The following is a 12,408-nucleotide window of genomic DNA, read 5'->3' as shown; positions in this document are numbered from 1 at the left end:
GCCCCACCAGCATGCCACCACCCAGCAGGAGATCGGGGCTCGGGCCGTCCCCGTCGTCGCCGGCGGGCGCCGCGGCGTCCGCCGGCGCCGGACCGGCCGCCCCGTCGGCGGCGGTCCCGCCGTGCCCGCCGTGCCCGCCGGAGCCGGGCAGCGCGGGCAGCAGGGGCGCCGTCGGCGCCGGGTGCGCCCCGCCCGGCGGATCCACCCACCGGACGACGGTGCCGTCGGCGTACGTCTGGACCAACTGGAAGGTCAACCGGTCCGTGGCCGGCATCGGACCCATGCCCAGCGACAGCCGGGTGGCGCCGGCCGCCGCCCCCGGCATCCGGATCCAGGTCACCGCGTCGGTCACCTGGTCGAGTTCCGGGGCGTGGATGCCGGCCACCGGCTGGTCGAGGGTGCGGGTGGTGATCCGGGGCGCCCAGCCGGGCACCGACAGCGGGTAGACCTCGCCGACCGGCGCGTCCGCCGGCATTCTCAGCTCGATCCGGCTGGTCCGGCTGCCCGACCGTTCCTCGGGCAGCACCACGGCCACCTCGACGGCGTCCCCCTGGTGCACCTGGGCCGGCAAGGTCGTGATCGTCACCTCGGCCGCGCTCGCCGGGCCGGGCCAGCTCAGCGTCCCGGCCACCACGGCGGCTCCCAGCGCCGCCGCCCGGAACCTGCCCCGCCGGGTCATCGTCATGCTCGTCCCCATCCGTCTCCACGCGGCCGGCACCGGATCCGGCCACACCCGGTAGTTCGGCCGGGAGGGCGGAAAGGTTCAACGGCGGGCGCAACTCGGACCGAGGACCGCGGTCCGGGACGCCGGTGGCGTCGCCGACGGTGCCGAACGGGCGACCGATAGCATCGCAGGAGCCGGTAATCGGCACATCCGATCAGCATCGACGACAGGAGTCACCGTGTCCGCACCCCGTACCCCCGTCGTGGCCGACCCCGTCGTCGTCGCCGCCGGGACGACGGCGGCCGACGCGGTGGCCGCGGCCGGGCTGCCCACCACGGGCCCGAAGGCGATCGTCGTGGTCCGCGACCCGCAGGGCGTGCTGCGCGACCTGGACTGGAAGCCGGCCGAGGAGACCACCGTCGAGCCGGTGGGCATCGACTCGCCGGACGGGCTCAACGTGCTGCGCCACTCCACCGCGCACGTGCTCGCCCAGGCGGTGCAGGACGTCTTCCCGGAGGCGAAGCTCGGCATCGGCCCGCCCATCGAGCACGGCTTCTACTACGACTTCCAGGTCGACAAGCCGTTCCAGCCGGACGACCTGGCGAAGCTCGAGAAGCGGATGCAGGAGATCATCAAGTCCGGCCAGCGGTTCCGCCGGCGGCGCTTCAAGAACCGCGACGAGGCGAAGACCGAGCTGGCCGCCGAGCCGTTCAAGCTGGAGCTGATCGACGTCAAGGGCGAGGGGCTGGACTCCTCCGAGGTGATGGAGGTGGGCGGCGGCGAGCTGACCATCTACGACAACCTCGCCGCGAACGAGGACAAGGTCTGCTGGTCGGACCTGTGCCGGGGCCCGCACCTGCCGAACACCCGGCTGATCGGCGCGTTCAAGCTGATGCGCTCGGCCGCCGCGTACTGGCGGGGGTCGGAGAAGAACCCGCAGCTCCAGCGGGTCTACGGCACCGCCTGGCCGACCCGGGACGAGCTCAAGGCGTACCTGAAGCTCCTGGAGGAGGCCGCGCGGCGCGACCACCGCAAGCTCGGCGCGGACCTCGACCTGTTCAGCTTCCCCGACGAGATCGGCTCCGGCCTGGCGGTCTTCCACCCCAAGGGCGGCATCATCCGCCGGGAGATGGAGCACTACTCCCGCCGCCGGCACGAGGCCGCCGGGTACGAGTTCGTCAACACCCCGCACATCACCAAGGCGCAGCTCTTCGAGACCTCGGGCCACCTGCCCTACTACGCCGACACGATGTTCCCGCCCATGCAGCTGGAGGGCGCGGACTACTACCTCAAGGCGATGAACTGCCCGATGCACAACCTGATCTTCAGGGCGCGCGGGCGGTCCTACCGGGAGCTGCCGCTGCGGCTGTTCGAGTTCGGCACGGTCTACCGGTACGAGAAGTCCGGCGTGGTGCACGGCCTGACCCGGGTCCGCGGCCTGACCCAGGACGACTCGCACATCTACTGCACCCGGGAGCAGATGCCCGGCGAGTTGTCCACGCTGCTCACCTTCGTGCTGGACCTGCTGCGCGACTACGGCCTGGACGACTTCTACCTGGAGCTGTCCACCCGGGACGAGTCGCCGAAGTTCATCGGGTCGGACGAGGACTGGGCGGAGGCCACCCAGGCGCTGCGGACCGCGGCCGAGTCCTCCGGCCTGGACCTGGTGCCGGACCCGGGCGGCGCGGCCTTCTACGGTCCGAAGATCTCGGTGCAGGCCAAGGACGCCATCGGCCGGACCTGGCAGATGTCCACCATCCAGGTCGACTTCAACCAGCCCGAGCGGTTCGGCCTGGAGTACCAGGCGGCGGACGGCACCCGGCAGCGGCCGGTGATGATCCACCGGGCGCTCTTCGGCTCGATCGAGCGCTTCTTCGGCGTGCTCACCGAGCACTACGCGGGCGCGTTCCCGGCCTGGCTGGCCCCGGTCCAGGTGGTCGGCATCCCGATCCGCGAGGACCACACCGACTACCTGCACGGCTTCGTCGCGGCGCTGCGCGCGGAGGGGATCCGGGCGCAGGTCGACGCCGGCGACGACCGGATGCAGAAGAAGATCCGCACCGCCCAGCAGCAGAAGATCCCGTTCATGGTGATCGCCGGGGACGACGACGTGGCCGCCGGCACGGTCTCCTTCCGCTACCGGGACGGCTCGCAGCGCAACGGGGTGCCGATGGCCGAGGCGGTCACCCACGTCCTCGACGTGGTCACCTCGCGGAGCAACGCGGGGCCGTCCGCCCAGAGCTGACCCCGGGCCCGGCCGGCCGGTGCGGACGGGTGGGACCCGCCGCGGTGACCGTAGGATCGGCGGTGTGACTGGGGCGGCGCGGCACTACGGCAACGGCACCGAGAACGGCACCGACGACGGTCTGGCGGACGGGCTGGAACGGCTCTGGACGCCGCACCGGATGACCTACATCTCCGGGGAGGACCGGCCCGAGGGCGGCTACGAGAAGCCGACCGGCTGCCCGTTCTGCCTGGCCCCCGGGCTGCCGCCGGACGAGAGCCTGGTCGTCGCCCGGGGAGAGCACGTCTTCGCGGTGCTCAACCTGTACCCGTACAACCCGGGGCACCTGCTGATCTGCCCGTACCGACACGTGCCCGACTACACCGAGCTGGACGCGCCGGAGACCGCCGAACTGGCGACGTTCACCAAGGACGCCATGCGGGTGATCCGGCACGTGTCCAACGCGCACGGCTTCAACCTGGGCATGAACCAGGGCGGCGTGGCCGGCGCCGGCATCGCCGCGCACCTGCACCAGCACGTGGTGCCGCGCTGGGGCGGCGACGCCAACTTCATGCCGGTGATCGGCCGGACCAAGGTCCTGCCGCAGCTGCTCGCCGACACCCGCGACCTGCTCGCCAAGGCCTGGCCGACGGCCTGACCGGGCCCGGCTCCCGGCCCCCGGACGCGGGCGGCGCGCCCCGGTACGATGCGCCGCATGGCTCTGCTGCACCGGGCGGAACTGCGCCCCACCAAGCTCGAACTCCTGGCGGCGTGGCTGCCCGACCGGCCCTGGTTCCACGGGCCGACGGGGGCGGACGTGGAACGGGTGGCGGGATACCGTTTCGACGACCCGGCCGGCGCGGTCGGGATCGAGACGATGCTGGTCCGCGCCGGTGACGGGCCGGTCCACCAGGTGCCGCTGACCTACCGCGGGGCGCCGCTGGAGGGCGCCGACGCTTGGCTGGTCGGCACCACCCACCACTCGGTGCTCGGCCCGCGCTGGGTCTACGACGCCTGCGGGGACCCGGTCTACGCCGCCGCGCTGGCCGCCGCCATCCTCGCCGGGACCGGCCAGGCCGAGGAGTTCTTCGAGGTCGACGGCGAGCGGCAGGTTCGCCCACCGAGCATGAGCGTCACCAGCAGCGGCGCCGGGGACGTCGACGTCGCCAGCGTGGGCGCGCCCCGCCGGGTGGTGGACGGCGACCCGGCGCTCATCGGCACCGACACCGTCGAGCTGGCCGTCGTCCGGCGGCCCGGCGCGGGCCACGGGCGCGCCGGTGCCACGCTCGCCGGCACCTGGCCGGGCCAGCCCACCCCGCTGCCGCTGGCGTACGCCACGCCCCGCTGAGCCCGACGTCCGGTCGACCGTGGCACCTGGTCGGTCGGGCACGGGGGTCAACTTCTTGCCCTCCAGCGCGCTGGAGGTGACAGGATGCGCCGATGGCAGTGACCACGCGGACGTTGGGCCGCAGCGGCATCGAGGTCAGCGCGCTCGGCATGGGGTGCTGGGCGATCGGCGGCCCGTGGGCCGAGGGCTCCCGGCCGCTCGGCTGGGGGGCGGTGGACGACGACGAGTCCGTCCGGGCGGTCCGCCGCGCGCTGGACCTCGGGGTGACGCTCTTCGACACCGCCGACACGTACGGGGCGGGGCACGGTGAGCGGATCCTCGGGCGGGCGCTCGCCGGCCGCCGCGACGCGGCGGTGATCGCCACCAAGTGGGGCTACACCTTCGACGAGGCGGCCCGGCAGGCCACCGGGGAGGACGCCTCGCCCGGGTACCTGCGGCGCGCGGTGGTCGACTCGCTGCGCCGGCTGGACACCGACCGGATCGACCTCTACCAGTTGCACCTCGGCGACCTGCCGCTGCCCCGGGCCGAGGCGCTGATCGGCACCCTGGAGGACCTGGTCGCCGACGGGCTGGTCCGGGCGTACGGCTGGAGCACCGACCGGGCCGACCGGGTGGCGGCCTTCGCCCAGGTCGCCCGCGGCGCCACCGCCGTGCAGCACGGTCTGTCGGTGCTGCGGGACGCGCCGGCCATGCTGGCGGTCTGCGACAAGCACGACCTGGCCGGCGTGGCCCGCGGGCCGCTCGGGATGGGGCTGTTGACCGGCAAGTACACCACCGACTCGACGCTGCCCCGCGACGACGTGCGGGGCACCGCCCCGAACTGGCTGGAGTGGTTCCGCAGCGGCCGGCCGGCACCGGAGTGGCTGCGCCGGGTGGCCGCCGTCCGGGGCGCGTTGACCGCCGACGGCCGGACCCTCGCCCAGGGGGCGCTGGGCTGGATCTGGGCCCGCAGCGGTCGCAGCGTGCCGATCCCGGGCGCGCGGACCGTCGCCCAGGTGGAGGAGAACGCCGCCGCCCTGCACCGGGGGCCCCTCGCCCCCGACCACTTCGCCGAGGTCGAACGGCAGCTCGCCGCGCTTCGTACCGCCGCCCTCCGCGACGCCGACCGCCCCCACTGGTCGATGGCCCCGGTCCCCGCCGCCCGTCCCTGACGCGGCGGTCATGGGTTGGGGCGTCCCGCGACAGGGGTGCGGCGGACGAGGTGACCACCGCAACTCCACGGTCGGCGCGGGTGCCGGGCGCCTACCCGGCGAGTGCCTGGGTGCCGAGCACGGTGAGCAGGGCGAGCCGTTCGGCGTTCTCGGTGCCGGGCTCGGCCGTGTAGATCATGATCCGCAGGTCGCTGCCCGCCACGGTGAGCACGTCGCAGTCCAGCGTCAGCGGCCCCACCTGCGGATGGTCGATGGTCTTGCGCGCGGCCTCGTGGCGGCCGACGGCGCCCGAATCCCACAGCTCGGCGAACCGCGCACTGTGCGCGCGCAGCTCCTCCACCAGCCGCCGCAGCCGCTGGTCGGCCGGATAGCGGCCGGCGGCCGTGCGCAGGTCGGCGACCAGAGCCGCCTCGAACCCGCGCAGGGACTCCGGCGTGTGCCGGACCCGGCCTCCCAGGCCGTGGAAGTGTCGCCACACGCCGTTGCGCTGGTCGCCACGCCATCCGGACGGATCGCCCATCAGGGCCGCGTACGGCGGGTTCGCCACCAGCAGCGTCCAGGACGCGTCGTAGACCGCGACGGGTGTCCCGGCCAGTCTGTCCAGCAGCCGCTGGACACTCGGCGTGAGGTACGCGGGTACCGTCTCCGGTCCCGGCGGCGCCAGCCCGGCCAGCCGGAACAGGTGTGCGCGCTCGGCTCCCGACAGCCGCAGGGCCCTGGCCAGGGCCTCGACGACCTGCGCCGACGGGTGGGCGGCGCGGCCCTGTTCGAGGCGGGTGACGTAGTCGACGGAGATCCCGGCCAGCAGGGCCAGCTCCTCACGGCGCAGTCCGGCCGCCCGCCGGCGCCCGCCGGCGGGCAGCCCGGCCGCCTCCGGCGAGACCCGGTCCCGCCAGCGGTGCACCGCCCGTCCGAACTCTTCCGTCGCCATGCCCACCAGTCTGCAACGCCGGCCGGGGGCCTGACTGGTACCGGCAGTCCCAGGACAACGGGCACACCGGGTAACCGCACCGGCCGGCCGTAGCGTCGAGGCATGACCACAACACTGATCACCGGAGCGAACAAGGGACTCGGGTTCGAGACCGCCCGCCGGCTCATCGCGGCAGGCCACACCGTCTACGTCGGCAGCCGGGACGCCGAACGGGGGCGCCGGGCCGCCGAGCAGCTGGGCGCGCGGCTGGTTCTCCTCGACGTCACCGACGACGCGTCCGTCGCGGCCGCGGCGAAGACCGTCGAGGCCGAGGGCGGACTGGACGTGCTGATCAACAACGCCGGCATCGAGGAGCGCGCGCCGGACGGCGCGGTGATCGGCCCGGCCGGGGTGACCGCCGACATGATGCGGCAGGTGTTCGAGACGAACGTCTTCGGCGTGGTACGCGTCACCAACGCGTTCCTGCCGCTGCTGCAGCGGTCCGCCGCCCCGGTCGTGGTGAACCTCAGCAGCGGCCTGGCCTCGCTGGCCCGGGTCACCGCCGCGGGGACGCCGACGTACGCGTACCCGGGCGTCGCCTACCCGGCGTCGAAGACCGCGGTCAACATGATCACCGTGCAGTACGCGAAGGCTTTCCCGAACATGCGGATCAACGCGGTGGAGCCCGGTTTCACCGCGACGGACCTCAACCGGCGCACGGGCACGCAGACCGTCGAGGAGGGCGCCGAGATCATCGTCCGGATGGCGCAGGTGGGCCCCGACGGCCCGACCGGCGGCTACTTCGACGCCGAAGGCACCCTCCCCTGGTAGCAGCGGAAGGCCCCTCGTCCCACCGGGGAGAGGGGCCTTCGACCGGACCGGACCCCGCCGGCAGGGTCCGTCAGGGGTGGGTGCCGTGCTCCTTGCGGGCCTGGTCGGCGAGGTGGGCGGGCATCGGGTCGTAGCGGACGAACTGGCGGCGGAAGGTGCCGGCGCCGGCGGTCATCGAGCGCAGCTCCACGGCGTAGCGGAGCAGCTCCGTCGCCGGCACCTCGGCGCGGACCAGGGTGCGGCCCTCGGCGTCCGGGTCCGGCTCGGTGCCGAGCACCCGGCCCCGCCGGCCGGAGAGGTCACCCAGCACCGCGCCCACCGACGGGTCGGGCACCCGGATGGTCACCTCGTCGACCGGCTCCAGCAGCGCCGGCTGCCCCTTCTCGGCGGCGTCCCGTAGCGCCAGGGCGCCGGCGGTCTGGAACGCGGCGTCGGAGGAGTCCACGCTGTGCGCCTTGCCGTCGAAGAGGGTCACCCGCAGGTCCACCACCGGGTAGCCGGCGACCAGGCCGCGCTCCATCTGCGCCCGGACGCCCTTCTCCACCGACGGGATGTAGTTGTGCGGGACCGCCCCGCCGACCACCTTGTCGACGAACTCGAAGCCGGCGCCCCGGGGCAGCGGCTCCACCTCGATGTCGCAGACGGCGTACTGGCCGTGCCCGCCGGACTGCTTCACGTGCCGGCCGTGCCCCTTGGCCGGCACGGTCAGCGTCTCGCGCAGCGCCACCCGCACCGGCTCGGTCTCCAACTCGACGCCGCCGCTGCGCAGCCGGTCGAGCAGCACGTCGGCGTGCGCCTCGCCCATGCACCAGAGCACCAGCTGGTGGGTCTCCGCGTTGCGCTCCAGCCGCAGGGTCGGATCGCCGGCGACCAGCCGGCCCAGGTTGCGGGCCAGGGCGTCCTCGTCGGCCCGGCTCTTCGCCGCGATCGCCACCGGCAGCAGCGGCTCGGGCATCTCCCACGGCGCGATGAGCAGCGGCTCCTCCTTGGCGGAGATGGTGTCCCCGGTCTCCGCGCTGCCCGACTTGGTGAGCGCACAGATGTCCCCGGCGACGCACACGGGCACCTCGCGCAGCGTCGCGCCGAGCGGACTGTAGATGTGCCCGACCCGCTCGTCGGCGTCGTGGTCGGGGTGCCCACGCTCGGCCATGCCGTGCCCGGAGACGTGCACCACCTGGTCGGGGCGGAGCGTGCCGGAGAAGACCCGGACCAGGGAGACCCGGCCGACGTGCCGGTCGACGGTGGTCTTGACCACCTCGGCGACCAGCGGCCCGTCCGGGTCGCAGGCCAGCGGCGGCCGGGGCGAGCCGTCCACCCCGGTGACCGCCGGCAGGTCCCGCTCCAGCGGCGACGGGAACGCGGCGACCAGACCGTCGAGCAGCACGTCCAGGCCGACGCCGGTCTCCGCGCAGACCGGCACCACCGGGTAGAAGTGACCCCGGACCACCGCCTTCTCCAGATCGGTGATGAGCACCTCGGTGTCGATCTCCTCGCCGCCGAGGTAGCGGTCCATCAGGGTCTCGTCCTCGCTCTCCGCGATGATCCCCTCGATCAGCTCGTTGCGGGCCTCCAGGATCGCCGGCAGGTGCTCCGGGTCCGGCTCGCGCACCACGGCCGGCAGCCCCGCCGAGTAGTCGAAGACGCGTCGGGTGATCAGCCCCATCAGGCCGACCACGGACACGCCGTCGTCGCCGAGCATCGGCAGGTACAGCGGGAGCACGTTGTCGCCGAAGACCCGCTGGCAGAGCGCCACCGCCTCGTCGAAGTCGGCGCGCGGGTGGTCCAGCCGGGTCACCGCGACGGCGCGCGGCATGTCGACGGCGGCGCACTCCTCCCAGAGGGCGGCGGTGGCCGCGTCCATCCCGTCGACCGCGGAGACCACGAACAGTGCCGCGTCGGCGGCCCGCAGTCCGGCCCGCAGCTCGCCGACGAAGTCCCCGTACCCGGGGGTGTCCAGGAGGTTCACCTTGACGTCCGAGTGCAGCAGCGGGGCGCAGGCCAGGCTCACCGAGCGCTGCTGGCGTACCGCCGCGGGGTCGTGGTCGCAGACGGTGGTGCCGTCGGTGACGGTGCCGGCCCGGTTGATCGTGCCGCTGGCCGCGAGCAGCGACTCGACCAGGGTGGTCTTGCCGGCGCCGGAGTGCCCGACGAGCACCACGTTGCGAACCCTGCCGGGCTCGGTCACCACCGGCGCGCCGCCGGTGACACCCTTCTCCTGATTTTTCTGCGCCATGGCGGCGCACCTCCCTCAGCCGGTGGTGGTGGCGACCGCCGCTCGCGACGGGGAAGCGGGCCCGGGCGGGTGCCGCGGCGATATCCTCCGGTGGTCTCCTGGACGGCGGGTACTCAACGGGTGGGTCGGTGAGCTGCCTCACCTTCCGCTTCCGATCTCACACCCGTTGCCCACCCCGCACAAGCCTCCCTCCCGCGGGTCGGCACGACCGGCCGTATCGCGGACCGCTGCCGGCCGTTATCGTGGGACCGCCATGGCGAAGATCTTCCAAGTGACGGCCCGCGCGGGGATGACCCGCGTCGTGGAGCCGGTCGCGCGCGGCCTGCTCCGCGCGGGCGTGTCCCCCAACGCGGTCACCGTGACCGGCACCCTCGGCGTGCTCGTCGGCGCGCTCGGCTTCGGCGCCCGCGGGCACCTGGTCGCCGGGGCGCTGATCGTCACGGTCTTCGCGCTCACCGATCTGCTCGACGGGACGATGGCCCGGATGAGCGGCGGCTCCACCCGGTTCGGCGCGTTCCTCGATTCGAGCATGGACCGGATCGCCGACAGCGCCGTCTTCGGCGCGGTCGCGTACTGGCTGGCCACCGAGGGCGACCACGCCGGGACGGCCGCCGCGCTGATCTGCCTGGCCGCCGGCGGGCTGGTCTCCTACGTGAAGGCCCGGGCCGAGGGGCTCGGCATGACGGCCAACGTGGGCGTCGCCGAGCGCACCGAGCGGCTGCTGATCGTCGGGGTGGGCGGCCTGCTCACCGGCCTCGGCGTGCCGCTGGCCCTGGAGATCGCGCTCTGGCTGCTGGCCGCCGTGTCGATCTTCACCGTGGGGCAGCGGATGGCCCACGTGTACCGGCAGGCCCAGCTGGTCGGCCGGGAGTGAACCTCACCGAGCTCGGCTACATCGCCGGCTGGCGCCTGGTCCGTGCGCTGCCCCGGCCCGTGGTGGCCGCGGCCTTCCGGGTGGGCGCCGACCGCGCCCACCACCGGGGTGGCGGCGGTACGGCCCGACTCCGCGCCAACCTGCGCCGGGTGGTCGGCCCCGACCTGCCCGACGCCGAGCTGGACGCGCTGGTCCGGCGCGGCCTGCGGTCGTACGCCCGGTACTGGATGGAGGTCTTCCGGCTGCCCGCGCTGAGTCGCCGGCAGATCCTCGCCGGGTTCCGCCTCGACGGGCAGGAGAAGCTCGCCGCCGACGTGGCGGCCGGCCGCGGGGCCGTGGTGGCACTGCCGCACGCCGGCAACTGGGACGCCGCCGGCGCCTGGGTCGCGGCCACCGGCTGGCCGATCACCACCGTCGCGGAGCGGCTGAAGCCGGAGGGCGTCTACGAGCGGTTCCTGGCCTTCCGGCAGGGCCTGGGCATGGAGATCCTGCCCACCCACGGGGGCGACCGGCCGGCGTTCGACGTGCTGGTGGACCGGGTGCGGGCGGGGACGGTGGTGCCGCTGCTGGCCGACCGGGACCTCTCCGCCCGGGGTGTCGAGGTCGAGTTCTTCGGCGGCCGGACGCGGATGCCCGCCGGGCCGGCCCTGCTCGCGCTGCGCACCGGGGCGCCGCTCTACGTGGCCTCCCTGTGGTACGAGCCGGACGCCGCCTGCGCCGCCATCGAGGGGCCGCTGGAGCTGCCCGATCCGGACAGCGGGCCGTTGGACCAGCGGGTCCGGACGCTGACCCAACGGATTGCCGACGGTCTCGCGGCGGGCATCGCCCGGCATCCGGAAGACTGGCACATGTTGCAGCGAGGGTGGCTGGACCAGCCGACGGCGACCGGCGGCGGGACCGCGGCGCCGCCGTCGGCCGCCACCGGGACGAGCTGAGGGAGCGGGCGCAATGCGGATCGGCATCGTGTGCCCGTACTCCTTCGACGTCCCCGGCGGGGTGCAGAACCACGTCATGGACCTGGCCGAGGCGTTGATCTGGCTGGGGCACGAGGTGAGCGTGCTCGCCCCGGCCGACGAGGACTCGGCGCTGCCGCCGTACGTGGTGTCGGCGGGGCGGGCGGTGCCGCTGCCGTACAACGGGTCGGTGGCCCGGATCGCGTTCGGGCCGGTCTCCACCGCCCGGGTGCGGCGCTGGATCACCCGGGGCGACTTCGACGTGCTGCACGTGCACGAGCCGTTGACGCCCAGCCTGTCCATGCTCGCCGTGCTCTGCGCCCGCGGCCCGGTGGTGGCCACCTTCCACACCGCGATGACCCGGTCCCGGGTGCTCTCCGCCGCGCAGGGGGTGCTGCAGATCCTGCTGGAGCGGATCACCGCCCGGATCGCGGTCAGCGCCCTCGCCCGCAAGGTGCAGGTCGAGCACATGGACGGCGGCGCGGTGGAGATCCCGAACGGGGTGACCGTGGCGAAGTTCGCCGGGGTCGAGCCGCTGCCCGGCTGGCCGGGGGAGTGCGGGCCGGGCACCGGTGGCACGCTCGGCTTCCTGGGCCGGTTCACCGAGCCGCGCAAGGGCTTCCCGATCCTGCGGGACGCGTTCGTCGCGTTGGCCCCGCACCGGCCGGGGCTGCGGCTCCTGGTGGCCGGCCCGGGTGACCCGGACGACCTGTACGACCAGTTACCCGCCGAACTGCGGGACCGGGTAACCTTCCTCGGCCTGGTGTCGGAGGCGGACAAGGCGCGCATGCTGCGCAGCGTGCACCTCTACGTCGCACCGAACACCGGCGGGGAATCCTTCGGGATGATCCTCACCGAGGCCCTCGCGGCCGGCACCACGGTGGTGGCCAGCGACCTGGACGCGTTCCGCCGGGTGCTCGACGGCGGGCGGGCCGGCCGGCTGTTCCCGACCGGCGACCCGGCCGCGCTGCGGGCCGCGCTCGCCGGCCTGCTCGACGACGCCGACCAGCGGGCCGCGCTGACCGCCTGCGGCGACCAGGCGGTGGCGAATTTCGACTGGCCCGTGGTTGCCCGCCGAGTTCTGGAGGTATACGCAGCGGCGATCGAAGCCACCGACGGTCGGGTGATCGACCAGGAATGGGGGGGGAGGGGCTGAACGGTGGGGCCAGTGGGGCCGATGTGACGAGCGCGGCGGCGGCAGCCGCGCCGCACCGGGCGGG

General features: G+C 74.3%; 11 protein-coding genes. 8 read left to right on the top strand and 3 right to left on the bottom strand.

Annotated features, from left to right (window positions below):
• On the bottom strand, positions 1-697 hold a 697-nt coding region (locus tag DKT69_RS01090), incomplete at its 3' end, for a DUF1775 domain-containing protein (protein WP_236647238.1).
• A gap of 205 nt (positions 698-902) precedes the next feature.
• Between DKT69_RS01090 and thrS the strand changes: the two genes are divergently transcribed.
• The 4 genes from thrS to DKT69_RS01070 all read left to right on the top strand — a co-directional run bounded on the left by thrS (position 903) and on the right by DKT69_RS01070 (position 5,387).
• Complete coding sequence (thrS, locus tag DKT69_RS01085) at positions 903-2,909, top strand: threonine--tRNA ligase (RefSeq protein WP_109799740.1); 2,007 nt, start codon at positions 903-905, stop codon at positions 2,907-2,909.
• A gap of 121 nt (positions 2,910-3,030) precedes the next feature.
• Positions 3,031-3,546: an HIT family protein gene (locus DKT69_RS01080; protein WP_109799741.1), complete on the top strand. Its 516-nt coding sequence runs from the start codon at positions 3,031-3,033 to the stop codon at positions 3,544-3,546.
• Positions 3,547-3,603: 57 nt separating this feature from the next.
• Positions 3,604-4,236: a CG0192-related protein gene (locus tag DKT69_RS01075; protein ID WP_109799739.1), complete on the top strand. Its 633-nt coding sequence runs from the start codon at positions 3,604-3,606 to the stop codon at positions 4,234-4,236.
• A gap of 92 nt (positions 4,237-4,328) precedes the next feature.
• Positions 4,329-5,387, top strand: a complete 1,059-nt coding sequence (locus DKT69_RS01070) for an aldo/keto reductase (RefSeq protein WP_109799738.1) — start codon at positions 4,329-4,331, stop codon at positions 5,385-5,387.
• Between the two features lie 91 nt (positions 5,388-5,478).
• Here the strand turns inward: DKT69_RS01070 and DKT69_RS01065 are convergent, their stop codons facing one another.
• On the bottom strand, positions 5,479-6,318 hold the full coding sequence (locus DKT69_RS01065) for a helix-turn-helix transcriptional regulator (RefSeq protein ID WP_109799737.1): 840 nt from the start codon (positions 6,316-6,318) through the stop codon (positions 5,479-5,481).
• Positions 6,319-6,420: 102 nt separating this feature from the next.
• Here DKT69_RS01065 and DKT69_RS01060 point away from each other — a divergent pair, with 102 nt between their 5' ends.
• Positions 6,421-7,128, top strand: a complete 708-nt coding sequence (locus DKT69_RS01060) for an SDR family NAD(P)-dependent oxidoreductase (RefSeq protein ID WP_109799736.1) — start codon at positions 6,421-6,423, stop codon at positions 7,126-7,128.
• Between the two features lie 70 nt (positions 7,129-7,198).
• Here the strand turns inward: DKT69_RS01060 and DKT69_RS01055 are convergent, their stop codons facing one another.
• Entirely contained in the window at positions 7,199-9,361 is a 2,163-nt protein-coding gene (locus DKT69_RS01055) for an elongation factor G-like protein EF-G2 (protein WP_109799735.1), read from the bottom strand.
• Between the two features lie 253 nt (positions 9,362-9,614).
• Between DKT69_RS01055 and pgsA the strand changes: the two genes are divergently transcribed.
• From pgsA to DKT69_RS01040, 3 genes are read left to right on the top strand one after another with little or no spacing between them, the layout of a single operon-like run.
• Positions 9,615-10,235 (top strand): phosphatidylinositol phosphate synthase, encoded by a 621-nt coding sequence (pgsA, locus tag DKT69_RS01050; RefSeq protein WP_109799734.1) that lies wholly within the window; start codon positions 9,615-9,617, stop codon positions 10,233-10,235.
• Positions 10,232-11,170: a phosphatidylinositol mannoside acyltransferase gene (locus DKT69_RS01045; RefSeq protein WP_109799733.1), complete on the top strand. Its 939-nt coding sequence runs from the start codon at positions 10,232-10,234 to the stop codon at positions 11,168-11,170. The genes pgsA and DKT69_RS01045 overlap by 4 nt, the downstream gene beginning before the upstream one ends.
• Positions 11,171-11,183: 13 nt before the next feature.
• Positions 11,184-12,344 (top strand): glycosyltransferase family 4 protein, encoded by a 1,161-nt coding sequence (locus DKT69_RS01040; RefSeq protein ID WP_109799732.1) that lies wholly within the window; start codon positions 11,184-11,186, stop codon positions 12,342-12,344.
• Positions 12,345-12,408 lie beyond the last annotated feature (64 nt).

The organism is Micromonospora sicca, from assembly GCF_003172935.1.
Taxonomy (GTDB): domain Bacteria; phylum Actinomycetota; class Actinomycetes; order Mycobacteriales; family Micromonosporaceae; genus Micromonospora; species Micromonospora sicca.
Note: the sequence above shows the minus strand (reverse complement) of the source record. Positions and strands in the feature narration are given on the sequence as shown.

Coding starts and splice junctions, on each gene's coding strand:
- DKT69_RS01075 (WP_109799739.1), top strand. CDS start 3,604: ATGGCTCTGCTGCACCGGGCGGAACTGCGCCCCACCAAGCTCGAACTC.
- DKT69_RS01070 (WP_109799738.1), top strand. CDS start 4,329: ATGGCAGTGACCACGCGGACGTTGGGCCGCAGCGGCATCGAGGTCAGC.
- DKT69_RS01065 (WP_109799737.1), bottom strand. CDS start 6,318: ATGGCGACGGAAGAGTTCGGACGGGCGGTGCACCGCTGGCGGGACCGG.
- DKT69_RS01060 (WP_109799736.1), top strand. CDS start 6,421: ATGACCACAACACTGATCACCGGAGCGAACAAGGGACTCGGGTTCGAG.
- DKT69_RS01055 (WP_109799735.1), bottom strand. CDS start 9,361: ATGGCGCAGAAAAATCAGGAGAAGGGTGTCACCGGCGGCGCGCCGGTG.
- pgsA (WP_109799734.1), top strand. CDS start 9,615: ATGGCGAAGATCTTCCAAGTGACGGCCCGCGCGGGGATGACCCGCGTC.
- DKT69_RS01040 (WP_109799732.1), top strand. CDS start 11,184: ATGCGGATCGGCATCGTGTGCCCGTACTCCTTCGACGTCCCCGGCGGG.